Raw genomic sequence first — 26,155 nt, 5'->3', positions numbered from 1 at the left:
GGCTTCCTGAACTCTCGATGAACCGGGGTGCGAAAACCGGGCGAACGGCACGCGACGTCAGCGCACGCGCTCCCCGGCGCGCCACACCATGTTCGTCAGCGGCACCCCGGGCCGGTACGCCAGGTGCGTCACCGAAGGCGCGTCGAGGACGTGGACGTCCGCCCGCGCACCGGGCCGCAGCACGCCGACGTCGTCGCGGCGCAACGCCTTCGCGCCGCCCGCCGTCGCGGCCCAGACGGCCTCCTCGATCGTCATCCGCATCTGCAGCACCGCCGTCGCCACGCAGAACGCCATCGACGTCGTGTACGAGCTGCCCGGGTTGGCGTTGCTGGCCAGCGCGACGGTCGCGCCCGCGTCGAGCAGCCGCCGTGCCGGGGCCAGGGGCTGGCGGGTCGACAGGTCGCACGCGGGCAGCAGCGTCGCCACGGTGTCCGACGCCGAGAGGGCTTCGACGTCCGCGTCCGACAGGTGCGTGCAGTGGTCGACGCTCGCCGCGCCGAGTTCCACCGCCAGCCGGACGCCGGGGCCTTCGCCGAGCTGGTTGCCGTGGACGCGCAGGCCGAGTCCGCGCTCGGCGGCGGCCTTCAGGACCCGTGCCGACTGGGCCTCGTCGAACGCGCCGGTCTCGCAGAACACGTCCGCCCAGCGGACGCTTCCCGCTACGGCGTCGAGCATCTCCCCGCACACCAAGTCCACATAGGACTCCGCGTCGGCACCCGGCGGCACCAGGTGGGCGCCGAGGAACGTGACCTCGTCAGCCACCTCCCCGGCGATCCGGGCGCTCCGGGCTTCGTCCGCGACGGTCAGCCCGTAGCCCGTCTTCGTCTCCAGGCAGGTCGTCCCTTGCCGCGCCGCTTCGCCGACGTGGCGACGCAGGTTCGCCGCCAGCTGCTCGTCGGACGCCTCCCGCGTCGCGCCGACGGTGATCGCGATACCGCCTGCCGTGTAAGGCTTTCCCGCCATCCGCGCCTCGAACTCGGCGGTGCGGTCACCGGCGAAGACGAGGTGCGTGTGGCTGTCGACCCAGCCCGGCAGCACCGCGCGGCCGCCGACGTCGACGCGCTCGTCGGCGGCCGGCGCTTGGCTCGCCGGGCCCACCCAGGCGACCTTTTCCCCCTCGACGATCAGGGCCGCGCCGGTCAGCCGGCCCAAGCCGGGGTCGTTGGTGGTGAGTTCCCCGATGCCCGCGATCAGGACTGCCACAGTGCCTCGATCTCCTTCGCCAGGACGGTTTCCGGTCGTTCGATCAGCTGATGCACACCTTCCCGCACCACCTCGCGGCCGGCGACGACGACGTGCCGGACGTCGGCCGCGGACGCCGCGAACACGACCCCGGACGGCTCGATCCCCGCGGTCCGCAGCGAGTCCAGGGCCACGGTGACGAAGTCCGCGCCCGCCCCCTCGGCGAGCGCGCCGACCTCGTCCCACCCGATCGCCGCGTGGTCCGTGCCCGCTTCCAGGAGCTCCCCGGCGCTGAACCGGCCGCGTTCCTCACTGGCCAGCCGGTCGTCCAGCTCCAGCGCGCGGGTCTCCTCGAAGGCGTCGACGACGGCGTTGCTGTCGCTGCCGACACTCAGCCGCGTCCCGGCGTCCCGCAGGGCGCGGGCCGGGCCGATGCCGTCGCCGAGGTCACGTTCCGTGGTCGGGCAGAAGCACGCCCGCGCGCCACTCAGCCGTTCGATGTCCGACGTCGTCAGGTGCGTGGCGTGCACGGCGACCAGGCGCTCGGTCAGCACCCCGCGGTCGTCCAGCAGCTCGGTGGGGGTGCGGCCGTAGGCGGCCTGGCACTGCTCGTTCTCGGCCCGTTGCTCCGACAGGTGAATGTGGACGATCTGCGCACTGTCCACAAGCGACAGCTGATCCGCCGGCACGGCCCGCACCGAATGGATCGCCGCGCCGACCCGGAACAGCTCGTCTTCCTTCAGCGCGGCCACCCGTTGCGCCCACGCCGAAGCCGAGCCGTCCGAGAACCGCCGCTGGACTTCGTCGGGCTCGACGCCGATCCCGCCCGCCAGGTAGCACGTGTCCAGGAGCGTCAGCCGGATCCCGGCGTCGGCCGCCGCCTGCCGCAGGGCCGCCCCCATCGCGTTCGGGTCGGCGTACGGCTTCCCGCCGGGCGCGTGGTGCAGGTAGTGGAACTCGCCGACGCTCGTGTACCCGCCGAGCACCATCTCGGCGTAGACCCCGCGGGCCAGCCGGTAATACGTCTCGGGGTCGAGCCGGGACGCCAGCGCGTACATCCGCTCGCGCCACGTCCAGAACGTGCCGCGCTCGTGGTGCGTCCGGCCCCGCAGCGCCCGGTGGAAGGCGTGCGAGTGCCCGTTCGCGAAGCCCGGCAGGGTCAGGCCGCCGAGGATCGTGCCCGTTCGCGGCGAATCCGGCGTCACCGACGTGATCCGGCCGTCGGCGACGTCGATCCGCACGCCGGACGCGATTCCGCCCGGCAGCCAGGCCTGTTCGCACCAGAAAACTGTCGGTGCCGGGCGATAGGCTGGAAACGGGGGGCGCCCCCGCGGGCTGAAGGTCATCGCGCCAGCCGCTCCAGGACCGTGGCCAGCGCCGCGGCACCGGCTTCGACGTCCTCGGCCTCCGCGAACTCCTCCGGCGAGTGACTGATGCCGGTCGGGTTGCGCACGTAGAGCATCCCGGCCGGGACGAATCCGGCGAGGATCGCCGCATCGTGCCCGGCGCCGGTCGGCAGCTCCGGCGGCGCGCCGAGCCACCCACCGAGGTCACGCCGGAGGGTGTCGTCGAACACGACATCGTCCGAATAGGACTCGCGCGTCACGGTCACCCGGCAGCCCTCTTCCGCGGCGTCGGCTTCCGCCGCGCGGGCGATGTCCTCGACCAGCGCCGGGGTCGCGGTTCCGGGCACCCGCGCGTCGAGCCACAGGTCCACAGTGGACGCGATGACATTGGTGCCACCGGGCGTGGGCACCAGGCGGCCGACGGTCGCCCGCGCGTCGGGCACCGCGCGGGCCAGTCGCCGGACGGCGGTGACCGTCGCGGCAGCGGGCAGCATCGGATCGGCCCGGTCGGCCAGCAGCGTCGCCCCGGCGTGGTTTCCCTGGCCGCTGAAGGAGAACCGCCACCGTCCGTGAGCGATAACCGTGCTCCCGACGGCCACCGGCGAGCCGAGGTCGGTCAGCCCACGTCCCTGCTCGACGTGCAGCTCGAGGAACTTCCCGACCAACCCGAGCCGTCCGGGATCGGCGCCGATCAGGCCGGGATCGAAGCCGGCCTTCGCGGCGGCTTCGGCGAACGTCACGCCGTCGGCGTCCCGCAGCCCGCGCGCCTTGTCGGCGTCGATCGTGCCGGTGAGCAGCCGCGAGCCGAGGCACGGGACGCCGAACCGGCCGCCCTCCTCCTCGGCGAACACGACGACGGCGAACGGCTTCCCGGGCCGGAACCCACGCGCTTGCAGGGTTTCCACCGCGGCCAGCGCGCTCGCGACGCCGAGCGGGCCGTCGAAGGCCCCGCCGCCGGGGACCGAGTCGAGGTGGCTGCCGGTGACGACGGCGTCCGGCCCCGGCGGCCCCCACCAGGCCCAGATGTTGCCGTTGTGGTCGGTGTCGACGTCGAGCCCGAGACCCAGCGCGCGCTCACCGAACCACGCGCGCAGGTCCTGCTCGGGCAAGTCGAAGGCGTGCCGCGAGTAGCCGCCGCGCTTCGGGTCGCGCCCGACGTCGTCAATCTCGGCGAGGAGCCCGGAGGCACTCACTCGGCGTCCCGCATCGGGACCCGCACGCCGCGCTCGCCGGCGACCTCGGCCGCGCGGTCGTAACCCGCGTCGACGTGCCGGATGACGCCCATGCCCGGGTCGTTGGTGAGCACGCGCTCCAGCTTCTGCGCGGCCAGCGGCGTCCCGTCGGCGACGCTGACCTGGCCGGCGTGGATGGACCGGCCCATGCCGACGCCGCCGCCGTGGTGGATCGAGACCCAGCTCGCGCCGGACGACGTGTTGACCAGCGCGTTGAGCAGTGGCCAGTCGGCGATCGCGTCGGAGCCGTCGGCCATCCCCTCGGTCTCGCGGTACGGCGAGGCGACGCTGCCGGAGTCGAGGTGGTCGCGGCCGATGACGACCGGCGCCTTCAGTTCGCCGCTGGCGACCATCTCGTTGAACCGCAGGCCCGCCAGGTGGCGCTCGCCGTAACCGAGCCAGCAGATTCGCGCCGGAAGTCCTTGGAACGCCACGCGTTCCCCGGCCATCTTGATCCAACGGGCGAGGGATTCGTTCTCCGGGAACAGTTCCAGCATCGCTCGGTCGGTCGCGGCGATGTCCTCGGGGTCACCGGAGAGCGCGGCCCAGCGGAACGGGCCGTTGCCCTCGCAGAACAGCGGCCGGATGTAGGCGGGCACGAAACCCGGGAAGTCGAACGCGCGCTCGCAGCCGCCGAGCTTGGCCTCGCCGCGCAGGGAGTTGCCGTAGTCGAAGACCTCGGCCCCGCGGTCGAGGAAGCCGAGCATGGCCTCGACGTGGTCGGCCATCGACTCGCGCGAGCGGTCGGTGAACTCGTCGGGCTTCTTGGCCGCGTAGTCGTGCCAGTCGTCGACGCTGACGCCCTTGGGCAGGTACGAAAGCGGGTCGTGCGCCGACGTCTGGTCGGTGACGATGTCAACCTCGACGTTCCGCCGCAGCAGCTCCGGCAGCACCTCGGCGGCGTTGCCGACGACGCCGACCGACAGCGCGCGCTTCTCCTGCTTGGCCTTGGTGACGCGGGCGATGGCGTCGTCGAGGTCGTCGGCCACCTCGTCGAGGTAGCGCGTCTCCACGCGGCGGTGCGCACGCTGCGGATCACACTCGATGACCAGCGCGACGCCGTCGTTCATCGTCACGGCGAGCGGCTGCGCGCCACCCATGCCGCCGAGGCCGGCGGTCACGGTGAGCGTGCCCTTCAAAGACCCGCCGAACTTCTTCTTCGCCACCGCGGCGAACGTCTCGTAAGTGCCCTGGAGGATGCCCTGCGTGCCGATGTAGATCCACGAGCCCGCGGTCATCTGCCCGTACATGGTCAGGCCCTGCTGCTCGAGGCGGCGGAACTCCGGCCAGGTCGCCCAGTCGCCGACCAGGTTCGAGTTCGCGATGAGCACGCGCGGCGCCCACTCGTGCGTGCGGAACACGCCGACCGGCTTGCCGGACTGCACCAGCAGCGTCTCGTCGACGTCCAAAGTGGTCAGTTCACGCGTGATCGCGTCGAAGCTGGCCCAGTTGCGGGCGGCCTTGCCGGTGCCGCCGTAGACGACGAGGTCCTCGGGCCGCTCGGCGACTTCCGCGTCGAGGTTGTTGTGGAACATCCGCAGCGCGGCTTCGGTCTGCCACGACTTGGCGGTGAGCTGGGTGCCGCGGGCGGCACGGACGACGCGGGACATTCTCAGACCTCCAGACGGGCGGCGTCGAGGACGGCGCCGGAGCGGACGAGTTCTTCGGCGGCCGCGATCTCCGGCGCCAGGTGGCGATCCGGGCCGGGGCCGTTCACTTGGGTACGCAGGAGATCCCGGACGCGGCCGGTGACCGGCGACGGCTCCAGCGGCGCGCGGAAGTCCAGCGCGCGGGCCGCCGTCAGCAGCTCGATGGCGAGGACGGTGGTCAGGCCGGCGACGGCCTTGCGCAGCTTCCGCGCGGCCGACCACCCCATCGAGACGTGGTCCTCCTGCATGGCGCTGCTCGGAATCGAATCCACGGACGCCGGGACGGCGAGCCGCTTGAGTTCGCTGACCACGGCGGCCTGCGTGTACTGGGCGATCATGTGCCCGGAGTCGACGCCGGGGTCGTCGGCGAGGAACGGCGGCAGGCCGTGCGAACGCGCCTTGTCGAGCATCCGGTCGGTGCGCCGCTCGGCGATGCTGGCGACGTCGGCGATCGGGATGGCCAGGAAGTCGAGCACGTACGCGACGGGAGCGCCGTGGAAGTTGCCGTTGGACTCGACGCGGCCGTCGGCGAGGACGACCGGATTGTCCACAGCGGACATCAGCTCGCGCTCGCCGACGAGCTCGGCGTGGGCGAGGCTGTCGCGCGCGGCGCCGTGGACCTGCGGGGCACAGCGCAGCGAGTAGGCGTCCTGGACGCGGTTGCAGTCCGGGCCGCGGTGGCTCTCGACGATCTTCGAGCCCTGCAGCGCCTGCCACATCCGGGCCGCCGACTTCGCCTGCCCGGGGTGCGGCCGGAGAGCCTGCAGGTCGGCGGCGAAGGCGCGGTCGGTGCCGAGCAGGGCCTCGACGCTCATCGCGGCGGTGAGGTCGGCGATGTCGAAGAGCCGGTGCAGGTCGGCGGCGGCGAGCAGGAGCATGCCGAGCATGCCGTCGGTGCCGTTGGTGAGGGCCAGGCCCTCCTTCTCGGCGAGCACGACCGGCTCGATGCCGGCGCGCTTCAGTGCTTCTTCCGCTTTCATGACTTCGCCGCGGTACGTCACTTCGCCCTCGCCCATGAGCGCGAGCGCGACGGCGGCGAGAGGCGCGAGGTCGCCGGAGCAGCCGAGCGAGCCGTACTCGTGGACGACCGGGGTGATGTCGGCGTTGAGCAGGGCCGCAAGCGTTTGCGCGGTGCCCGGCCGGACGCCGGTGTAACCGCTGGCGAGGGTCCGCAGCCGCAGCAGCATCAGCGCGCGGACGACCTCGGCCTCGACGGCGGGCCCGGCGCCGGCGGCGTGCGAGCGGATCAGGCTGCGCTGCAGCGCGGTCCGGCTCTCGACCGGGATGTGACGGGTGGCGAGCGCGCCGAAGCCGGTCGAGACGCCGTAGGTCGGCGTGACGGCGTGGGCGAGGTTCTCGATGTGCTGACGCGTCGCGGCGAGGTTCTTCTCGGCCGCGTCGCTGAGCCCGACGGGCGCGTGGCCGCGGACGACGTCGACGACCTGGGCGGCGGTCAGGGGCTCCGGGCCCAGGAGCACTTTTTCCGGCATGGGCCCATTGCACCCCTTCGGAACCGCTGGTGGGATGCCTGAACGAGTGGTTCTGTCTGGTATCCCAGACTCGGCTACGCTGGTCCCGAGCACCCCAATGTGGCGTTGGTTGCGTTGGACGCACCGAACGCCACATTGGGTGCGTTGGACGCACCCAACGCCACATTGGGGCGTTTGGGCCCGACGGAGGTGAGCCGTGGGCGAGAGCAGTGAGGTTCCGGCGCTGCGCCGCGGGCTGGCCGTGCTGCGCCTGCTGGCGACGCGTCCCGGCCCGGTGACGGCGGCGGCGATCGCCCGGGAGGCGGGTCTGCCCCGGTCGACGACGTATCACCTCCTCAACGAGCTGGAGGCCGCCGGTTTCGTCGTGCACCTGCCCGCGGAACGCCGCTACGGCCTCGGCATCGCGGCGTTCGAGCTGGGCTCGGCGTACCTGCGGCACGACCCGCTCGAACGGCTGGCCGGGCCGTTGCTGCGCAAGCTCGTCGACCGGGCCGGGCACACCGCGCACCTGGGCGTCCTGCACGGCAACGAGTCGCTGTACCTGATCAAGGAACGCCCGGCGCGCCCGGAGACGCTGGTGACCGAGGTCGGCGTCCGCCTGCCGGCGCAGCTGACGGCGTCCGGCCGCGCGATCCTGCGCCACCTGCCCCCGCCGCACGTCCGGGCGCTGTTCCCGTCGGCGTCGGCGTTCGTCCTCCGCACCGGCCGCGGCCCCCGCACGCTGGCCGAGCTGCGCCGAACGCTCACGGCGGAGCGCCGTCTGGGCTGGTCGGTCGAAGACGGCCACGTCACGGACGGCTTCGCGTCGGTGGCCTGCCCGGTGTTCGACCACGGCGCCCGCCCCCTGGCGGCGATCAGCGTGACCTTGCGCCACCACTGCGCGGCGGAGCCGTGCGAGGAGACGTGGCCGGAGCTGGCGGCGGAGGTCGCGGCGACGGCCGCCGAGCTGACCACGCGCATCGGCGGCCACCCGGGCTGACGGCGCTGGTGCGATCGGGGCAACTCCTCACCGAGGGGCTCGATTCCGTTCCGGTGCGTGCTTACCGTGGCTGGACAGCGGTTTCCAGGGGGCACCGGTGCGGAACGGACTGCGCTTGGGGCTGGCCCGGCGTTGGGCGTTGTGGCGGCAGGGCCCGCGGGTGGTGGCGTACTGCCTGGCGAGCGAGGTCGCCGCGGCGGTGCTCGCCCTCCGGACGGCCCCGCCGCCGGTGGACCGGCGGACGCTGCTGGTGCTGGGCGCGTTGCTGGTGCTCGGGACGGCCCAGGCGGAAGTCGGGCGGCAGGTGGAGCGCAACCAGCGCCGGAGGTCGGGCCCTCCGCACATCAACATGACATCGGCGTGGACGTTCGCCGGGGTCCTGCTGCTCCCCCCGGCGCTGCTGGCGATCCTGGTCGGCGGCCTGTACCTGCACCTGGCGACGCGCAGCTGGTACCACCTGCCGCGGGTGCCGGCGTCACGGACGGTGAGCAACGCGGCGATAATCCTGCTCTCCTGCTACGCGGCCCAGGCCTCACTGCGCCTGACCGGCATCGAGGACATCCGGTCGGCACCGGCACACGGCTGGGCGGGCACGTTCACCGTGGTGGCGGCGGGACTGACGTTCTTCGTGGTGAACGCTTTGCTGGTCCTGCCGGCCCGCCGCCGGATCGGCCGGACACCGGTGGAGTTGTTCGGCACCTGGTCGGACAACGGCCTGGAGCTGGCGACGTTGTGCCTGGGAGCGGTGAACGCGCTGGCGCTGGTGACGTTGCCGGGCCTGGCGGCGCTGGTGTTGCCCCCGGTGGTGCTGCTGCACCGGACGGTCCTGGTGAAGCAGCTGGAGGTGGCGGTACGCAGGGACGAGAAAACGGGCCTCTACAACACGACCGGCTGGCACGCGCTGGCGGAGCGAACCCTGGCGGAGGCCGAGCGCCACAACGGAACGTTCGGCTTGCTGATGCTGGACCTGGACCATTTCAAGCAGGTCAACGACACCTACGGCCACCTGGCAGGCGACGCGGTGCTGCGCGCGGTGGCGCAGGCGATCACCTCATCGGTCCGAGGCCGGGACGACGCGGTAGGCCGCTTCGGCGGCGAGGAGTTCGTAGTACTGCTCCCCGGCATCGACCAGCTGGACGTAGGCCCCCTGGCAGAGCGAATCCGCAGGGCGGTGAGCACCCTGACCGTCCCAACAGGACAGTCGGCGATCACGGGCCTGTCGACCTCGATAGGAATAGCGGTCTACCCGAGAGCGGGAACATCCCTGCAGCGCCTGCTGGACGCAGCGGACACGGCGCTCTACCACGCAAAGGCGACGGGCCGGAACAAGGTGGTGCACGTAACGGACCTGGTCTGAGGATCAGACGGGTTCAGACGGGTTCAGACGGCCCGCTGCCGCCGCCCGACATCGAGCCCGAGCATGGCGAGAAGCTCGGCACAGTCGCGGACATCGGAGGAGTGACTGGCCACGGTGAGAAGAGCCCGATCATTTTGTTCGGCAAGCCGTTCGGCCTCCTCAGCCCGAATAACCCCCATACGGCTGTCATCGTCATGGGCAGCGGAGCTGCCTTGCGGGCGGGCCAAGGTCATCTGGCACCTACTTCCAACCCCGCGGAAGCGGAGCAATGGGTCGGGACCCCAGCATGACACTAACAAGAATTTCACCCACAAGTGACCCCCACCACAGCACAAAGAGCCCAGCCAACCACTCTGAGTAGCCTGGCGAAGCTGGGCGGGGCTGGTTCGCCTTGACCGGCAAGCTCACAGCTCAGGGGCCCACCACCCCGACGCCAGATTGTGACGACGGCCGGCAGCACCGCGTCAAGGCGGGAAAGCGTGCCTTGACCCGGCACTGCCGGCCGTGTGCAGGCTTCGGATCGGGGCGGTGGGAGGGGTCTGGGTGGAGCACCAGTCATGCTCCAGCGTGCGGTTCACGCGGAGAGGCATCTCCAAGGGGGCCGCTACGACTTCTCCGCGGACGGACCTGCGCTGCCCTGAACGACTCGTTCCTGTCGCCTGATGTCCTGAACGAGTCGTTCCTGTCATCGGAGGTCCCGAACGAGTCGTTCAGGACACCAAACCACCACCACCCCGCACCAGACCGACTCGCCGGCACCCCGAGCGCGGGGTCCGGGGCGAAGCCCCGGAAGAAGGGCGAAGCCCGAAGGGGGCAAGGGGCGAAGCCCCAACCAGTCGCAGGGGCGAAGCCCCGAGACAAGGGGACCGGGGCGAAGCCTCGGGCGGGGGTCCAGGGGGCGAAGCCCGCCTGGCGGGGGTCTGGGGGTTCGACCCCCAGATAAACACCCGAGAACGAAGAGAAGGCCCAGCCCCGAAGGGGCGTGGGCCTTCTCGAAGTGGAGGTGCCGGGAATTGAACCCGGGTCCTCTGGCGTATCGACAGGGCTTCTCCGTGCGCAGTTCGCTTCGTCTCTGCTTGGCTCCCTCAGTCATGCGAACAAGCTGAGGTGACGAGCCCAGCCACTGTTTGCTTCACGGCTGTTCCCCGTGGCCGGGACAGTCGCTGAGCCTCCTAGCTGATGCCGGCTACCGGGTCGGAGGCGTCCCCGGGCCGACAGACTAGAACTTCGCTCAGGCGGCGAGTTCGTAGTCGCGCTGGTACTTGACCTTGGCGCTTATTGGTTTGCGATGACGCTTACGGTGGTCTCTCGCCTGCACCGGCACGCTTCCCCTGACTCAACGTCCAAAGTCGAAACCGTTCACCCCCTTGTCGGGATCACAACCTCTCCATCATAACGCGTGCCGCCACCGTTTTGATCCCGGTGGGGTAGGGCCAGCCCTACCGGGGGGATGCCCGCGCACCCCATGTCCCCGGGCGCGCCGAACGGCGATGCTGGAGTCCGGTTGAAGGGAGCCTGGTCATGGTGGGTGAAAGGCGGGATCCGCCGTTCGGTGGGTCGCTGGTGTTCTTGCTGATGAACCTGCCGCTCGGGGTGCTCGCGTTCGGGGTGCTGACGTCGTTCACGGCGGCCGGGCTGGGGACGGCGGTGGTGTGGGTGGGTGTGGGCCTGCTCGCGGTCGTCGTTCTCGCGGTGCGGGGGGCCGCGCGGATGGAGCGTGCGCGGGTCTACGCGCTGCTGGACCGGTATGTCGATCTTCCTTACCTGCCGTTGCCGGCCGGTAAGCAGAGCCTGCGGTGGAAGGCGCGGCTGAAGGATCCGTCGACGTGGCGGGACCTGGCTTACTTCTTCCTCCTCTTCCCGTTGGGCCTTGTCGAGTTCGTGCTGGTCACGGCGTTCTGGTCGACGAGCCTGGCGCTGGCGGCGCTGCCGGTCTCCTACCGGTGGCTTCCGGGCGGTGCGTACTACTTCCCGTCGGAGGATCTGCGGTGGCTGACCGTGGATTCGGCGGTGGAGGCGCTACCGTGGGCGGCGCTGGGGGTGTTGTTCATCGCTTTGTCGGTCGCGCTGACGAAGGCGCTGGCGGGGATGCACGCCCGGGTGGCGAACGCGCTGCTGGGGCCGACCGTGGCGCAGCGCCGTCGGATGGAGCGCTGGTGGGAAGACGTCGAAGAGCAGAACCTGGTGGCGGGATGAGCGAGGCACAGCGGCTGGAGCATGCGCGGCCGCACCCGGCTCGCACGATCGTGTACATGATCGTGAGTTTCGTCTTCCGGCTCCTGCAGTTCGTGCTGATCGTCACCGGGATCGCCGTGGGGGTGTCGACGGCGGTGATCTGGGTCGGCTTCCCGATCCTGCTCGCGACGACGAGCTTCATCCGCTGGTCGGGCGACCGGGAGCGCGAGTGGCTGGGCATGATGCTGCGGGTGCCGTTGCCGCCGGTGGAGCGGCGTCCGTACGACGGCCTGCCGCTGCTGCGGCGGTGGGTCGTGCGGTTGAGCGACACGACGACGTGGCGGGACCTGGCCTACCTGATGGCCGCGTTCCCGCTGGCGTGTGCCGAGCTCGGGATCGCGCTGGCGTCGATCGTGCTGCTGCCGATGGCGATCTGGGTGACGCCGTGGCTGGGCTGGCTGCACGGGGAGCTGGGGCTCGCGCTGCTGGGTCCGGATCGCACGAAGCGGCTGGAGCAGAAGGCCGAACGGCTGCAGGCTTCGCGGGCTCGGGGCGTCGACGCGGCGGAGGCGGAACGGCGCCGCATCGAGCGTGACCTCCACGACGGTGCTCAGCAGCGGCTCGTGGCGGTCGCGATGAGCCTGGGGCGGGCGAAGTCGAAGTTCGACCAGGACCCGGAGGCGGTGCGGGAGCTGATCGCCGAGGCGCATTCGGACGCGAAGCTGGCGGTGTCGGAGCTGCGGGACCTCGCGCGCGGGATCTACCCGGCCGTGCTCGGTGACCGGGGGCTGGACGCGGCGCTGTCGGCGCAGGCGGCGAAGTCGCCGATTCCGGTGGACGTCTCGGTGGACGTCGACCCGCGGCCGCCGGCGGCGGTGGAGACGACGGCGTACTTCATCGTCGGCGAGACCCTGACGAACATCGCGAAGCACTCCGGCGCGACCGAAGCGACCGTGAAGGTGTGGCGGACCGACGACCACGTCGTCGTCGAGATCACCGACAACGGTCACGGCGGCGCCGAGGTGCGCCCCGGCGGCGGGCTGGCCGGCCTGGCCGACCGCGCCGCGACGATCGACGGCGTCATCACCGTGGTCAGCCCCGTCGGCGGGCCGACCGTGATCCGGGCTGACCTCCCCTGCCAGTGGTGAATAGGCTGGACCCCGTTCATCCACGAGCTTGGGGGCCGGATGCGGGTAGTCATCGCCGAGGACGCCGTGCTGTTGCGGGCCGGGGTGACCCGCCTGCTCGCCGACGAGGGCATCGAGACGGCCGCGGCCGTCGACAACGGGGACGACCTGCTCGGCGCGGTCAAGGAACACCGCCCTGACCTGGCCATCGTGGACGTCCGGATGCCCCCGACGTTCACCGACGAGGGGCTGCGCGCGGCGCTGGCGGCGCGCAAGGAGGTCCCGGGGCTGCCGGTGCTGGTGCTTTCGCAGTACGTCGAGGAGTCGTACGCGGTGGAGCTGCTCTCGGGCGGCGCCGGCGGGGTCGGCTACCTGCTGAAGGAGCGCGTGGCGGACGTCGCGGACTTCCTCGACGCCGTCCGCCGGGTGGCCAACGGCGGCACGGCGATCGACCCGGACGTCATCGCCCAGCTGATGGCCCGCGGCCGCCGCAACCCCTTGGACGCGTTGACGGCCCGCGAGTCGGAAGTGCTGGGCCTGATGGCCCAGGGCTTGTCGAACACGGCGATCGCGAACTCACTCGTGGTCTCCCACGGCGCGGTCGAGAAGCACATCGGCAACATCTTCTCGAAGCTCGGCCTGGAAGCGAGCGCGGAGGAACACCGCCGCGTCCGCGCCGTGCTGACCTACCTCGGCCGCTGAGCAGAACTCTCCGTCACCGAAGTTCCCGTAGAGTGGACAAAGGGTCACCCGTTCCGCGGGCGGCACCCCCCTGATCGCTCACCTACCATGAGCGAACCCGCCGGAGAGGAGCGCAGATGTCCGACGGATCTCGGTGCGTCCGCTTCTTCGGCGGACCGCTCGACGGCCGCGTCCAGGAGCTCGGCGACGCCGAACCGGTGCCCGGCACCGTCATCCGGCACATCCACCTGCACGGCGGCCCGAAGATCGAGACGCGCTACGAACTCGGCCTCACCGAGACGGGCTGGGAATACCGCGTCGCGGCGACGCAGCACGAACCCGAGCCGGACGGCCTGAGGTAGGGAGAACCCCCGTATCCGCCGGGGGTGGACAGGACCCCCAAGACGCCGGTCAGCACCGCTGTTTTCGCAGGTCGAAGCGACCAGGCTGAACGGCATGCAGACAAGCCAGGGGGTCGCGAGCGGCGGCCGGGACAGGTTTCTCGACGTCGTCCGGGCGGGGGCCATCCTCGCCGTCATCGCCCAGCACTGGATCATGCCGGTGCTGTCCTATTCCGACGGCCGCCTCGCGACCGGCAACGCCCTCGCGACGCCCGGCTGGTGGATCGTCACGTGGCTCAGCCAGGTCATGCCGCTGGTCTTCTTCGCCGGGGGTGCGGCGAACCTGATCTCGTTCCGCCGCGCGGACACCACGCGGAAGTGGCTCGCCGGCCGCATCCGGCGCCTGATGGTGCCGGTGCTGCCGCTGGTGGCCGTCTGGCTGGTCATGCCGGACTTCCTCCGCGGCCTCGGCGTGCCACCCCAGCCGGTGCAGGTCGCGAGCGCGATCGCCGCGCAGCTGCTGTGGTTCCTCGCGGTGTACGTCCTCGTCGTGCTGCTCACGCCGGTCATGGTCGCCGCGCACCGGCGCTGGGGGCTGAAGGTGCCGCTGGTCATGGCCGTCGCGGGAGTGCTCGTCGACGTCGCCCGCTTCAACGACTTCGGTTACGTCGGCTACCTCAACGCCGTGTTCGTCTGGGTCGCGGTGCACCAGCTGGGCTTCCACTACGTCGAAGGCCGCCTCGGCACGCTGACCCGCCGCGGCGCGCTGACGCTGTCCGCCGCCGGCTTCGGCATCACCGCGCTGCTGGTCGCGTTCGGGCCATACCCGGCCAGCATGATCGGCATGCCGGGCGCGCCGGTGTCGAACATGAGCCCGCCGACCGTGCTGCTGGCCTTCCTCGCCGTCGGCCAGATCGGCCTGCTGCTGGCCTTCCGCCCGCAGCTCAACGCGCTCGCGGCGCGTCCCGTCGCCGGCGACGCCCTCGGCTGGCTCGGCGCGCGGTTCATGAGCGTCTACCTCTGGCACATGCCGGCGCTGATCGTGGTCGCGGGGGTCACGGTGTACGGCCTCGGCTACCAGACGCCCGAGCCGGGCACGGTGTTCTGGTTCGTCATGGCGCCGGCGTGGTTCGCGGTGTGCGGGCTGGTCCTGCTGGGCCTGCTGCGGTTGTTCGCCCACTTCGAGATGCGGCGCGACACCGCCGCGGTGACGGTGCGGATGCCGCAGCTGGTCGTCGCCGGCCTGATGATCTCCGGCGGCCTGCTCGGCCTGGCGGCCCACGGGTTCGCCCCGCTCTCGGACGGCATCGCGGGCGGCCCGCTGCCGTGGGTGGCCCTGGCGACGGCCGGATTCTTCCTGGCGGGCAAGCAGATCCCGGTGGTCGAGCTGCTGGGCCGCGCGGTCACCGTGAGCGAACGCGCCGCACTCCGGCGGTGAATGTCCGTGAAGGCCTCCTTCCCGGCCATAAGAGCCGGGAAGGAGGCCTTCACGGACATTCGGCGGGTCAGCTGAGCAGGCGCAGCGGGGTGTCGTGCAGGACCGCGCGCAGGAACGGCTCCTCCAGGCGATCGTCGGCCGCCCAGCCGGCGATCGCCTGCAACTGCGTCGCGTACGAGTACGGGATGTTCGGGAAGTCCGTGCCGAGCACCACGCGATCGGCGAACCCGGCCAGCCGCGCGGTCCAGTCCGGCGGCAGCGGCGACATCGCCTCGGCGAACGGCACCCCGACCATCGTGGTGTCCAGGTGCACCCGCGGGTACTTCGCCATCAGGTCGAACGCCGTCCCGAACTCCGGCATCGCCGCGTGCGCGAGCACCGCCGTCAGGTTCGGGTGCCGCGCCAGGACCTCTTCGAACACCGACAACCCGGTGAAGTCACCCCGCAACGGACCGTGTCCACAGTGGACGACGACCGGGACGCCGGCGTCGGCCAGCGCACCCCACACCGGTTTCAGCAGGTCGTCACGCGGGTCGTATGCGCCGACCTGCACGTGCGCTTTGAACACCCGGGCACCGGCCCGCAGCGCACCGTCCACAGCGGACCCAGCGCCAGGCTCCGGGTAGAACGTGCCGGTCGGCACGGCGTCCGGGACCCTCGCGGCGAACTTGAGCGCCCACGAGGTCAGCCACTCCGCCATCCCCGGCTTGTGCGGGTAGACCAGTGGCGCGAACTTCAGGACGCCGAGCGATCGCAGCGTGGCCAGCCGGTCCTCTTCGGACGTCCGGTAGAACACCGGCCACGCCGTGCCGTAGTGCGTCGAGGCCCGGTCGAAGTACGCCCAGACCTTGTCCATCACCGGCTTCGGCAGGAAGTGGACGTGCAGGTCCACCAGACCCGGCAGGCCCAGCGACGCCGTCCACCGCGCGACGTCGGCGTCGTCGGCCGGGCCGGGCGTCACTCCGTGAACCGGCCCTTCAGCGCGCGGCCCATCGCCTTGCTGATGTCCCGCTGCGCGTCCCGCTTGGCCAGCGCCTGCCGCTTGTCGTAGGCCTTCTTGCCCTTCGCCAGGGCGATCTCGACCTTGACCTTGCCGTCCTTGAAGTACATCGACAGCGGCACCAGCGAGAGGCCGCTCTCCTTGGTCTTGCCGATGAGCTTCTCGATCTCCCGCCGGTGCAGCAGCAGCTTCCGGGTCCGCCGCGGCATGTGGTTGGTCCACGTGCCCTGCGTGTACTCCGGGATGTGCACGTTGCGGAGCCAGACTTCGCCGTCGTCGACCGTCGCGAACGCGTCCGCCAGCGACGCCTTGCCCTCGCGCAGGCTCTTGACCTCGGTGCCGACGAGCACGAGACCGCACTCGTAGGTGTCGAGGATTGAGTAATCGTGCCGCGCCTTGCGGTTCGACACGATCACCTTCTGGCCACGTTCCTTGGGCATACGACCACTCTACGTGATTCTCAGGGCGGCAAGCAGCCGGTTAAACCTAGTGCCGGACGTACAGCCGCAGCGTGACGTACCCGGTGATGGCGGAGATCACCACGGACACCGCCAGCAGGATCGGCGCGACCGGGAACAGCAGCTCCAGCATGGTGATCTTCGGGAACACGTCCCCGGTGAACACCGAGTCCAGGAAGCCGGCCTTCGTGATGATCAGCATGATGATCCCGAGGACCGCACCGACCACGCCGGCGACCACCGCCTCCAGGAGGAACGGCAGCTGTGTGTACCACCGCGTCGCGCCGACCAGCCGCATGATGCCGACCTCGGTGCGGCGGGTGAACGCGGACACCTGGATCGTGTTGGCGATCAGCAGCAGCGCGGCGATGGCCATGATGAGCGCGGCGCCGAAGGCCATGTTGCGGACGCCGTTGAAGGCGTTGAACACGCGGTCGAGGAACTTCTTCTGGTCGTCGACCTTCCGCACGCCCGGCTTGGTCGCGTACTCCTGCACGATCGCGTCGCTGCGGTCCGGGTCCTTCAGCTTCACGTGCAGCGACGCGGGCAGCGACTCGGGACCGGTGAGCGCGATCAGCTCCGGCTGGCTCTCGAAGATCTTCTTGAAGCGGGCGAAGGCCTGGTCGCGGTTCTCGAACACGACCGACTCGACGCCGTTGTTGCTCTGCAGGTCCGAGCGCAGCGACTGGCACAGCGCCTGGGTGCAGTTCTTGTCGTTCGCGCTGATGTCGTCGGTGAGGTAGACCGAAACCTCGACGTCGGCGAGGAAGTTGGCCTTCATCTTGTCGATCGTCCGGACGGCCAGGAGGCCGCCGCCGAGCATGGCGAGCGACACGGCCGTGGTCAGCATCATCGCGATGGTCATCGTGACGTTCCGGCGCAGGCCGGTGACTACCTCACTGAAGACGAAACTGGCGCGCATGGCGGGTGCAGGTCCTTGGGGTCGGGGGCTTGGCGGGCGGGGCGGTCAGCGACCGATGCCGTAGACGCCGCGGGCGTCGTCGCGGATCACCCGGCCGAGCTGCAGCTCGACGACTCGGCGCCGCATGGAGTCCACGATGGAGTGATCGTGGGTGGCCATCAGGACGGTCGTGCCGGTGCGGTTGATCCGCTCCAGCAGCAGCATGATGTCCTGGCTGGTGTCGGGGTCCAGGTTCCCCGTCGGTTCGTCGGCGAGCAGCACCAGCGGGCGGTTCACGAACGCGCGCGCGATCGCGACGCGCTGCTGCTCACCACCGGAGAGCTCGTTGGGCAGCCGGTCGGCCTTGCCGTCGAGGCCGACGAGCTCCAGCACCTCGGGGACGACCTTCTTGATGGTCGGGCCGGGCTTGCCGATGACTTCGAGGGCGAACGCGACGTTCTCCGCGACGGTCTTGTTGGCCAGCAGCCGGAAGTCCTGGAACACGCAGCCGATGGTCTGCCGCAGGCGGGGGACCCGGCGGCGGGCCAGCTTGGCGACGTCGAAGTTGGACACCATCACGCGGCCCTTGGTCGGCGTCTCTTCGCGCAGCAGGAGCCGGAGGAAGGTCGACTTCCCCGATCCCGAGGGACCGATGAGGAAGACGAACTCACCCTTTTCGATGTCGACGGACACCCGCTCGAGCGCGGGCCGCGTCGAGGTCTTGTAGACCTTGGAAACCTCTTCGAGCCGGATCACGATTCGGCATACTACCCACCGGTCTCGTGAAGCCCCGGTTGCCCGGTCCACCCGGGTGGAGCAGCGGGTGTTTGCGTACGGTGAGCGGTCGGGCAAACACCCGCTGCGCCGATCAGCCGCTCTGCTTGCGCCAGCGGATGCCGGCGTCGAGGAAGCCGTCGATGTCGCCGTCGAGCACCGCGGTCGGGTTGCCGACCTCGAACTCGGTCCGCAGGTCCTTCACCATCTGGTACGGGTGCAGCACGTAGGAGCGCATCTGGTTGCCCCAGCTCGAGCCGCCGTCCTTGAGCGCGTCCATCTCCTTGCGCTCTTCCTCCTTCTTGCGCTGCAGCAGCCGCGCCTGGAGGACCTTCATCGCGGCCGCCTTGTTCTGCAGCTGCGACTTCTCGTTCTGGCAGGAGACGACGATGTTCGTCGGGATGTGCGTGATGCGCACCGCACTGTCGGTCGTGTTGACGCTCTGCCCACCGGGGCCCGACGAGCGGTAGACGTCGACCCGGATGTCCTTTTCCGGGATGTCGACGTGGTCGACCTCTTCGACCTCGGGCAGCACCTCGACGTGCGCGAACGACGTCTGGCGGCGGCTCTGGTTGTCGAACGGCGAGATCCGGACGAGCCGGTGGGTGCCCTGCTCGACCGAGAGGGTGCCGTAGACGTAGGGGGCGCTGACCTTGAACGTCGCCGACTTGATGCCCGCCTCTTCGGCGTAGGAGATGTCGTAGACGTCGGTCGGGTAGCCGTGGCGCTCCGCCCAGCGCAGGTACATGCGCAGCAGCATCTCGGCGAAGTCGGCCGCGTCGACGCCGCCGGCCTCGGAGCGGATCGTGACGACGGCGTTGCGGTCGTCGTACTCGCCCGAGAGCAGGGTGCGGACCTCGAGGCCGTCGATGGCCTTGCCGAGGTCGGCGAGCTCGGTCTCGGCCTCGCCCATGCTGCCGGAGTCGCCCTCGGCCTCGGCGAGCTCGTACAGCACGCCCAGGTCGTCGAGCCGCTGGCGCAGGTCGGAGACCCGGCGCAGCTCGCCCTGCCGGTGGGACAGCTGGCTGGTGACCTTCTGCGCCGCCTCCGGGTCGTCCCAGAGGGTGGGGCTCGAGGCCTGCTGCTCCAGGTCGGCCACCTGGGCACGCAGCGCATCCAGGTCCATCACCGACTCGATCTGCGTCAGCTTGCCGGCCAGGTCCTTCAGTGCCGCGTCGAACTCATCACTCACGTTTGTCAAGGTTACGGCAAAACCCACGACCGGTTGCGAGGACCGGTCGTGGGTGCGCGAACCTCAGGCCGCGGGGATGGCGTCGAGCAGCTTCAGCGCGGCCTTGGCCTGCGCCTGGGCGAACTCGGCGACGGCCTTCTCGTACGGCCCGTCGGCCGCCTTGGTGGCCGCCCGCGCGTCGTCGAGCTGCTGGCTGTAGCTGGCCCGGGCGGAGTCGAGCAGCGACTGGCGCTGCTTCGCCGTCAGCGAGCCGGCGTGCACGAGCCGCAGGATGAGCGGGCTTCGCAGGTGGTCGGGGCCGGCTTCGGACGTCAGCCAGGCCTTGAAGGCCTTCTTGCCGGCGGCGGTGATCAGGTACTGCTGGCTGGAGCGCGGGCCCTGCTTGCCGAGCCGGACGAGGCCTTCCTTGGACAGCGCCGGGAGCTCCCGGTACACCTGGCTGCGGGTGACGCTGAAGAAGGCACCGAACCGCTCTCCGGCTCCGGCGACGAGCTGCCCGCCGGTGGCGGGACCGTCGTGGAGCAGACCGAGCAGGGCGGCGGCTGTTGCATTCAATTCGGACACGTCCTCTACATTCCCACTTATCGACCGCTGTGTCCACAGTGGTCTGCAGATCTGTCCATTGTGGCTAGTGAGATCCCCTCGTTCGGCCCAACGCGACCGGGTCCACTGTGGACCCTGGATACGCTGTGCAACCACCGGGGTCACGCCTTGGTCCGAAAAGCCGCACACGCACCGCCGCGGCACCGTCCAGGCAGGTGACTTCGGCAGGCGGCCTTCCCCGGCTTGGCGGACACCGAACACGCACCGCAACCACCCGCAAACAACGGCCGAATCACGGGATTCGTAGAAAATGGCGCCCGGAACGGGGAATCCGAAGGGATGAAGGCCGCTTGACAGGCGTTTGAGAGTTCGACTTCATCGCAACGCGAAAGAGGCCGGTGTCCGCAAATTCTGCGAACACCGGCCTCTGCCGTGGTAGCGGGGACAGGATTTGAACCTGCGACCTCTGGGTTATGAGCCCAGCGAGCTACCGAGCTGCTCCACCCCGCGCCGTTGTGGTACTTGAAGAAGATTACACGGTGCTTCCATCGCGTTTACACCGGGGTCCCCGAACCCGGCTGACCAGGGGTTTCGAGCCAGCCGCGGACTCCACTGAGGACCATCGCCAGGCCGTCCTCGAACCGTACGTCGGCGTCCCCGAGCACGGCCTCACCCGCCGTCTCGCGGTACCGCTCGTCGAACTCCCCCGGCATCGGACGGACGGCCTGCTCCTCGATCACGTAACCGATGACGAAGCAGTACACGGTGAAGGTCGCGCGACTGGCCCGCCCCTCGTCCAGCCCGGCCTCGATGCTCCGGCGCAGCGGATGCTCCCCGACCAGGCTCAGGTCGGCGAGATAGGTCCCGGAGAAGACCTTCCCGCCGTCGCGGTAGGCCAGCATCATGCGGCGCAGCGCCCGCGCCCGGTGCGCGACGACGTCCCATTCCCCCAGCGACGCGGGCGTCGCCCGCTCCTCGGCGGAGTCGCGGTACATCTGCGTCGCCATCTCGTCGAGCAGCTCCTGCTTGTTCTTCAAGTGCCAGTAGAGCGCCGGCGCTTTGACGCCGAGATCGGCGGCGATCAGCCGGAGCGTGAGGCCGTTCAGTCCGACTTCGTTGAGCAGCTTGAGCCCGGATCGCGCGATGTCCTGCCTGCTCAGAGCCATTTTTCACCGATCACTCAGTTCACCGGGTTGACAGTTTAACGATGTTAAGGGCATCCTCGGAACAGGTCAATTTAACGTTGTTAAGGAGCTGGGGATGGAAGAGCTGACGGCGGAGGTGGTCGTCGCCGGAGCGGGGCCGACGGGCTTGATGCTGGCGAACGAGCTGGCACTGGCCGGAGTGGACGTTCAGTTGCTCGAGCGGATGCACGAGCGAACGGGCCTGTCGAAGGCCCTGAACCTCCAGCCCCGCACCGCGGAGATCCTGGACCTACGGGGCCTGCTGGGCCGGGCGGAGAACAGGTCGTTCGCGACAGTCGCGGACGGACACTTCGCGGTGATCCCGGTGAGCTACACGGGCTGGAACACCCGCCACCCCTACCAGCTGGGCATCCCCCAGGCGGAGGTGGAGGCAACGCTGGAGGAGCGGCTGGCCGAGCAGGGCGTCCGAGTGAGGCGAGGCCACGAGCTGACCGCGTTCTCGCAGGACGCCGCGGGGGTGACGGTCACCGCGGGCGACCTCCGAGTGCGAGCGGCCTACCTGGTGGGCTGCGACGGAGGACGCAGCGCGGTACGCAAGGCGTTGAACATCCCGTTCGAAGGAACGGAAGGAAGGGGCCACGGCGTCTCGGCGGACGTGCTGTTCGAGGCGCCCCCGCCGGAAGCTCCGACGAAGTGGCGCTCGATGGACAAAATGGTGACATCGCGGAGCCCGGGCAAGTTCGTGGGCGTGATCCCCTTGAACGAACCGAACCTGTACCGCGTAAGTTTCGGCGACCGCCTGCACCGCCCGGAAAACCTCCGGGCGAAGGTCACCGACGACGAAGTCCGCGCAGCGGTCGAAGAGCGCTTCGGCCCTGAGGCGAAGATCGCGGAGATCCGCTGGGCATCCCGGTTCTCGGACGACAGCCGCCTGGCGGCGAAGTACCGGGTAGACCGGGTCTTCCTGGCAGGCGACGCCGCGCACATCCACTTCCCGGCGGGAGGCCAGGGCTTGAACCTGGGCGTCCAGGACGCGATGAACCTGGGCTGGAAGCTGGCGGCAGAGCTGAGGAACCAAGCTCCGCCACATCTCCTGGACACGTACGAGTCCGAGCGCCGTGAGGTGGCCAAGCAGGTCCTGGACAACGTCGCGGCGCAGAACGCTCTGATCCCGCTGACGAAGGACCAGTTGGCCCTACGAGCCCTCTTCAGAGACTTGGCAGAGCTGCCGGAGGTCCAGCATCACTTGTCAGGATTGGTCTCCGGGTTGAGCATCAAGTACGGAACTGGGGAAACCCATCCGGCAGCGGGGGCCCGGCTACCGGACTTCCCCGTAGGCGACGGCTTCGCGAGCGACCGATTCCACAAAGGAAAGTTCGTTCTGCTGACGAAAACTCCAGCCGAACCTCCGCATCCGGAGGTGGAGGTCGTGGAGGTTTCGGAACTCCCCTGGCCGGATCTGGAGAAGATCTTGGTACGCCCGGACGGTTACGTGGCCTCGACCGGCTCAACCTCAGGCTGGCTTTCCGCCGGCTCGGGGACCCACCACCCCGAAGCCCGATTATGACTACGGCCGGCAGTGCCGCGTCAAGGCGGGAAAGCGTGCCTTGACCCGGCACTGCCGTCCGTGTTTCGGCTTCGTATCGGGGCGGCGGGGGAGGTCTGGGTGGAGTGCCGGTCCCGCTTCAGCGTGCGGTCCACCCCGGCGCAACCGCACCGGGCCCAGTTGCCTGAGGGGCACCCTCATGAACTCGAGCAGGTGCGGAAGCCCACTGCCCTCCCTGGGGCAACCACGCGCAGGGGGGTCCAGGGGCGGCGAAGCCCCCTGGCGGGGGTCTGGGGGTTCGACCCCCAGGGCAAATGCGAAGGAGGGCCGGCCCGCCGATTTGGCGAGCACAGCCCTCCCAACCTCTGTAGCGGGGACAGGATTTGAACCTGCGACCTCTGGGTTATGAGCCCAGCGAGCTACCGAGCTGCTCCACCCCGCGTCGTGGTACCTACCTTACGCCCTGGTTTCTCGGGGGTGCAAAGCAGGTGCCGCGAGGGTAAGCGAGGTCACCTTCCCGGTGGGGTGCTGGGGGGTGCGCTGGTGCCGGGGGCGGCGGTCTTGGCGGCTTCGTAGGCCCTGGCGGCCGCGTCCAGTGCGGCGAGTGCGGCGCCTTGGTCGGTGAAGTTGCCGGATTGCTGGGCGGCTTTGAGTTTGGCGATGGCGGCTTGGATGTCGGCCACCGCCTTGTCGAGGGCCGCGTTGCCGCCGCCGGTGTTGGGTGGTGTCGTCGTCGGGCTGGTGGGGGTGGTCGGTGGTGTCGTCGTCGGCTGCCCCGCTTGGGGTGGCGTGGTCGTGGCCTCGCCGGTGCCGGCGCCGAAGACCTGGTCCAGGGCTTCCTGGAGGGTCGCGCCGTAGCCGACCTTGGGTCCGTAGGAGACGAGGACGCGGGCCAGCTGCGGGTAGCTGTTCTGGTTTCGCTGCCGGATGTAGACGGGTTCGACGTAGAGGAAGCCGTCGGCGACCGGGAGTGTGATCAGGTTGCCGTAGATGGGGGTGACGTTGGGGTTGTTGAACAGGGTGCGGTCCTGGGCGACGCGGGAGTCGCTCTGGAACCGGTTCTGGACTTGGACCGGGCCGTCGACCTGGGTGGCTCCGGTCGCCGCGCTGGGTAGCTGGAGGACGCGGATCTTTCCGTAGTCGCCGGGGTCGGACGAGACGGACATCCAGGACGCGAGGTACTGGCGCTGGAGGCCGGTGAGGGAGCTGGTCAGCTGGAACGTCGACTTGGTCTGGCCGGGGGTGTTGGCCAGGACGTAGTAGCCGGGCTGGTTGGCGGCGCCGGCCGCGGCCGGGTTGGAGCCGCCTTCGGCGGTCGGGTCCTGCGGGACGCTCCAGAACGCCTGCTGGGAGTAGAACTCCTGCGGGTTGCTGACGTGGTAGCGGGACAGCAGCTCACGCTGGATCTTGAAGAGGTCCTCGGGGTAGCGGAAGTGGGAACGCAGGTCCGGGGAGATCTCGGAGCTGGGCTTCACGAGTCCGGGGAAGACCTTCTCCCAGGCGTTGAGGACGGGTTCCTTGTCGTCGATCGAGTACAGGGTGACGGTGCCGTTGAAGGCGTCGACCGTGGCCTTGACCGAGTTGCGGATGTAGTTGATGGAGCTGTTGGCCTGCCGGGCGACGCCGTTGAGGGAGTCGTTGGTGGCCGCGCCGAGCTGGGTCTGCTGGGCGTACGGGAAGTTGTTGAGCGTGGTGTAGCCGTCGACGATCCACTGGATCTTGCCGTCGACGACCGCCGGGTACGGGTCGCCGTCGAGGGTCAGCCACGGGGCGACCTTGCTGACGCGGTCGCGCGGGTCGCGGTTGTACATGATCTTCGAGTTGTCGCCGATGGCGTCGGAGAACAGGATGTTCCGTTCGCCGTACTCGGCGGCGAAGGCCAGGCGGTTGAACCAGTTGTCGATGGGGACGCCGCCGGTGCCCTTGTAGGTGTAGCGGTCGGTCGTCGTGTCGTATTCACCGGGCGCGTTGCCGGAGGTGCCGCCGACGATGGCGTAGTCGGATTCCGCGGCGGACAGCTCGCCGTAGTAGATGCGGGGTTCCTTGACCTCGATGCCGGGCTGGCCGGGCGCGGGCGCGCCGGCGCCGGTCGGGTTCTGGGTGTCGCTGGTGGTGGCGATCGGGTAGCCGCCGTCGGAGTTGGCGTCCTTGACCGCGCGGTCGATGGTGTTGGCGGGAGCGACGACGAAGCCGTTGCCGTGGGTGTAGACGAGGTGCTTGTTGATCCAGCTGGTCTGGTTGCCGGTCAGGCCCTCGGTCTTGATCTCCTTGGCGGCGACGATGTAGTCCTGCGTCACGCCGCCGACGGTGTAGCGGTCGATGTCGAGCTTGGCCGGGAAGCCGTAGAAGTTCTCGCGGCCGACGCGCTGGGTGAAGGTGTCGGAGAGGATGTTCGGGTCGAGCAGCCGGATGTTCGACATCGTCCCGTTGTCGGCCTTGATCTGGTCCGGCGTGGCGGACGAGCTGCCGGTGTAGGGCTGGTACTGGACGTCGGTGAGGCCGTAGGCGCGGCGGGTGGCGTCCATGTTGCGCTGGATGGACGTCGCTTCCTTCTCGTTCGCGTTCGGCTTGACCGAGAACTGGTCGAGGATGGCGGGCCACGCGACGCCGACGAGGATGCTGGAGAGGATCAGCAGCACCAGGGCGATGGCCGGGAGCTGCAGGTTGCGCAGGAAGGCGCCGGCGAAGAACGCGATCGCGCAGATCACCGAGATGCACAGCAGGATCAGCTTGGCCGGCAGGACCGCGTTGAGGTCGGTGTAGGTGGCGCCGACGAACAGCGGCATGCCGCGGTCGGACAGCAGCAGGTTGTACCGGTCGAAGAAGTACTCGATCGCCTTCAGCAGCACGAACAGGCCGACGGTGATGGCGAGCTGCGCGCGGGTCGGGCCGGCGAGCTGGCCGCCCTTGCCGGCCAGCCGGATGCCGCCGAAGACGTAGTGCGAGATCAGCGCGCCGAAGAAGGAGATGACGACGGTGATGAACAGCCAGCCGAGGAGCCAGTTGTAGAAGGGCAGGTCGAAGGCGTAGAAGCCGACGTCGTTGCCGAACTCGGGGTCGGTCTGGCCGAACGAGGTGCCGTTGAGGAACAGCTGCACGACCTGCCAGTCGCCCTGGGCGGACAGCCCGGCGATGAGGCCGGTGAGCACCGGGATGCCGATGCCGAAGAGGCGGATGCGGGCGACGATCGCGGAGCGGTAGCGCGCCAGCGGGTCGTCGGCGCCGGAGATCGGCACGAACACCGGGCGCGTCCGGTAGGCGATCATCAGGCTCACCGCCAGCGCGCCGCCGACGAGCAGGCCGACGGCGAAGAACAGGATGATCCGGGTCACCACCTGGGTGGTGAACACCGACCGCGCGCCGACTTCGCCGAACCACAGCCAGTCGACGTACGTGTCGAGGAGGCGGGCCCCGAGCAACAGCGCCAGCACGATCACCGCGGCGATGATGAGGAGGATCCGGCTCCGCCGGGACAGCTTCGGCAGGCTCACCGGGGGCCGAGTCGCCACGGCACACGCTCCTGTCTTCGTGAACACTTGAGCAGGGGCGCGTGCGCCCCCTGATTCCCTAACTCTACGGATGCCCGGTGGAGTTCCCGG

At 69.9% G+C, this 26,155-nt stretch carries 22 protein-coding genes, 2 tRNA genes and 1 other RNA gene; 8 read left to right on the top strand and 17 right to left on the bottom strand.

Annotated elements, in window-relative coordinates; translation table 11 throughout:
• Positions 1 to 57: 57 nt before the first annotated feature.
• From hutI to hutH, 5 genes are all read right to left on the bottom strand, one after another.
• Complete coding sequence (gene hutI, locus AB0G28_RS16385; protein ID WP_361088973.1) at positions 58 to 1,203, bottom strand: imidazolonepropionase; 1,146 nt, start codon at positions 1,201 to 1,203, stop codon at positions 58 to 60.
• Positions 1,191 to 2,423, bottom strand: coding sequence for a formimidoylglutamate deiminase (locus AB0G28_RS16380; RefSeq protein WP_361088971.1), 1,233 nt, complete (start codon positions 2,421 to 2,423; stop codon positions 1,191 to 1,193). The genes hutI and AB0G28_RS16380 overlap by 13 nt, the downstream gene beginning before the upstream one ends.
• A 101-nt stretch (positions 2,424 to 2,524) precedes the next feature.
• Positions 2,525 to 3,721, bottom strand: coding sequence for an allantoate amidohydrolase (locus tag AB0G28_RS16375; protein ID WP_361088969.1), 1,197 nt, complete (start codon positions 3,719 to 3,721; stop codon positions 2,525 to 2,527).
• Positions 3,718 to 5,370 (bottom strand): urocanate hydratase, encoded by a 1,653-nt coding sequence (gene hutU / locus AB0G28_RS16370; protein ID WP_361088967.1) that lies wholly within the window; start codon positions 5,368 to 5,370, stop codon positions 3,718 to 3,720. The genes AB0G28_RS16375 and hutU overlap by 4 nt, the downstream gene beginning before the upstream one ends.
• A 2-nt stretch (positions 5,371 to 5,372) precedes the next feature.
• Complete coding sequence (gene hutH / locus AB0G28_RS16365; protein ID WP_361088965.1) at positions 5,373 to 6,899, bottom strand: histidine ammonia-lyase; 1,527 nt, start codon at positions 6,897 to 6,899, stop codon at positions 5,373 to 5,375.
• Between the two features lie 196 nt (positions 6,900 to 7,095).
• On the opposite strand from hutH, the gene AB0G28_RS16360 reads away from it, so the two are divergent.
• A complete protein-coding gene (locus AB0G28_RS16360) occupies positions 7,096 to 7,878 on the top strand; it encodes an IclR family transcriptional regulator (RefSeq protein ID WP_361088963.1) in 783 nt (260 codons plus the stop codon).
• Positions 7,879 to 7,975: 97 nt separating this feature from the next.
• Positions 7,976 to 9,235, top strand: a complete 1,260-nt coding sequence (locus AB0G28_RS16355; protein ID WP_361088961.1) for a GGDEF domain-containing protein — start codon at positions 7,976 to 7,978, stop codon at positions 9,233 to 9,235.
• A gap of 23 nt (positions 9,236 to 9,258) precedes the next feature.
• On the opposite strand, the gene AB0G28_RS16350 is transcribed toward AB0G28_RS16355, so the two are convergent.
• Both AB0G28_RS16350 and ssrA read right to left on the bottom strand, forming a co-directional pair.
• Positions 9,259 to 9,468: a hypothetical protein gene (locus AB0G28_RS16350; RefSeq protein WP_361088959.1), complete on the bottom strand. Its 210-nt coding sequence runs from the start codon at positions 9,466 to 9,468 to the stop codon at positions 9,259 to 9,261.
• A gap of 762 nt (positions 9,469 to 10,230) precedes the next feature.
• Positions 10,231 to 10,602, bottom strand: a transfer-messenger RNA (tmRNA) gene (gene ssrA / locus AB0G28_RS16345).
• A 154-nt stretch (positions 10,603 to 10,756) separates the two neighbouring features.
• On the opposite strand from ssrA, the gene AB0G28_RS16340 reads away from it, so the two are divergent.
• The 5 genes from AB0G28_RS16340 (at position 10,757) to AB0G28_RS16320 (ending at position 14,997) form a co-directional block, all read left to right on the top strand.
• Positions 10,757 to 11,431, top strand: a complete 675-nt coding sequence (locus AB0G28_RS16340; RefSeq protein WP_361088957.1) for a sensor domain-containing protein — start codon at positions 10,757 to 10,759, stop codon at positions 11,429 to 11,431.
• Positions 11,428 to 12,558, top strand: a complete 1,131-nt coding sequence (locus AB0G28_RS16335; protein ID WP_361088955.1) for a sensor histidine kinase — start codon at positions 11,428 to 11,430, stop codon at positions 12,556 to 12,558. Before AB0G28_RS16340 ends, AB0G28_RS16335 begins: the two co-directional genes overlap by 4 nt.
• A gap of 39 nt (positions 12,559 to 12,597) precedes the next feature.
• Complete coding sequence (locus AB0G28_RS16330; protein ID WP_285455598.1) at positions 12,598 to 13,239, top strand: response regulator transcription factor; 642 nt, start codon at positions 12,598 to 12,600, stop codon at positions 13,237 to 13,239.
• 116 nt (positions 13,240 to 13,355) lie between these two features.
• A complete protein-coding gene (locus AB0G28_RS16325) occupies positions 13,356 to 13,580 on the top strand; it encodes a hypothetical protein (protein WP_361088953.1) in 225 nt (74 codons plus the stop codon).
• Between the two features lie 94 nt (positions 13,581 to 13,674).
• Positions 13,675 to 14,997, top strand: a complete 1,323-nt coding sequence (locus AB0G28_RS16320) for an acyltransferase (RefSeq protein ID WP_361088951.1) — start codon at positions 13,675 to 13,677, stop codon at positions 14,995 to 14,997.
• A gap of 67 nt (positions 14,998 to 15,064) precedes the next feature.
• Here AB0G28_RS16320 and AB0G28_RS16315 read toward each other — a convergent pair whose 3' ends face one another.
• From AB0G28_RS16315 to AB0G28_RS16280, 8 genes are all read right to left on the bottom strand, one after another.
• Complete coding sequence (locus tag AB0G28_RS16315; RefSeq protein ID WP_361088949.1) at positions 15,065 to 15,958, bottom strand: amidohydrolase family protein; 894 nt, start codon at positions 15,956 to 15,958, stop codon at positions 15,065 to 15,067.
• A complete protein-coding gene (gene smpB, locus AB0G28_RS16310) occupies positions 15,955 to 16,437 on the bottom strand; it encodes an SsrA-binding protein SmpB (RefSeq protein ID WP_361088947.1) in 483 nt (160 codons plus the stop codon). Before smpB ends, AB0G28_RS16315 begins: the two co-directional genes overlap by 4 nt.
• Before the next feature lie 46 nt (positions 16,438 to 16,483).
• Positions 16,484 to 17,377 carry a permease-like cell division protein FtsX gene (gene ftsX, locus AB0G28_RS16305; protein WP_361088945.1) on the bottom strand — a complete coding sequence of 298 codons (894 nt, stop codon included), beginning with the start codon at positions 17,375 to 17,377 and terminating at the stop codon, positions 16,484 to 16,486.
• A gap of 45 nt (positions 17,378 to 17,422) precedes the next feature.
• Positions 17,423 to 18,112, bottom strand: a complete 690-nt coding sequence (ftsE, locus tag AB0G28_RS16300; protein ID WP_043776592.1) for a cell division ATP-binding protein FtsE — start codon at positions 18,110 to 18,112, stop codon at positions 17,423 to 17,425.
• A gap of 112 nt (positions 18,113 to 18,224) precedes the next feature.
• A complete protein-coding gene (gene prfB / locus AB0G28_RS16295) occupies positions 18,225 to 19,322 on the bottom strand; it encodes a peptide chain release factor 2 (RefSeq protein ID WP_361088943.1) in 1,098 nt (365 codons plus the stop codon).
• 63 nt (positions 19,323 to 19,385) lie between these two features.
• Complete coding sequence (locus AB0G28_RS16290) at positions 19,386 to 19,886, bottom strand: helix-turn-helix transcriptional regulator (RefSeq protein WP_361088941.1); 501 nt, start codon at positions 19,884 to 19,886, stop codon at positions 19,386 to 19,388.
• A gap of 412 nt (positions 19,887 to 20,298) precedes the next feature.
• Positions 20,299 to 20,375 (bottom strand) — tRNA-Met (locus AB0G28_RS16285).
• A 44-nt stretch (positions 20,376 to 20,419) separates the two neighbouring features.
• A complete protein-coding gene (locus tag AB0G28_RS16280) occupies positions 20,420 to 21,031 on the bottom strand; it encodes a TetR/AcrR family transcriptional regulator C-terminal domain-containing protein (protein WP_361088939.1) in 612 nt (203 codons plus the stop codon).
• A gap of 94 nt (positions 21,032 to 21,125) precedes the next feature.
• On the opposite strand from AB0G28_RS16280, the gene AB0G28_RS16275 reads away from it, so the two are divergent.
• Positions 21,126 to 22,577, top strand: a complete 1,452-nt coding sequence (locus AB0G28_RS16275) for an FAD-dependent monooxygenase (protein ID WP_361088937.1) — start codon at positions 21,126 to 21,128, stop codon at positions 22,575 to 22,577.
• A gap of 347 nt (positions 22,578 to 22,924) precedes the next feature.
• On the opposite strand, the gene AB0G28_RS16270 is transcribed toward AB0G28_RS16275, so the two are convergent.
• A tRNA-Met gene (locus AB0G28_RS16270) sits at positions 22,925 to 22,998 on the bottom strand.
• A gap of 67 nt (positions 22,999 to 23,065) precedes the next feature.
• Positions 23,066 to 26,065, bottom strand: a complete 3,000-nt coding sequence (locus AB0G28_RS16265; RefSeq protein ID WP_361088935.1) for a UPF0182 family protein — start codon at positions 26,063 to 26,065, stop codon at positions 23,066 to 23,068.
• Between the last annotated feature and the right edge of the window lie 90 nt (positions 26,066 to 26,155).

It is taken from the genome of Amycolatopsis sp. NPDC021455 (assembly GCF_040640995.1).
In the GTDB taxonomy this organism is placed as follows: domain Bacteria; phylum Actinomycetota; class Actinomycetes; order Mycobacteriales; family Pseudonocardiaceae; genus Amycolatopsis.
Note: the sequence above shows the minus strand (reverse complement) of the source record. Positions and strands in the feature narration are given on the sequence as shown.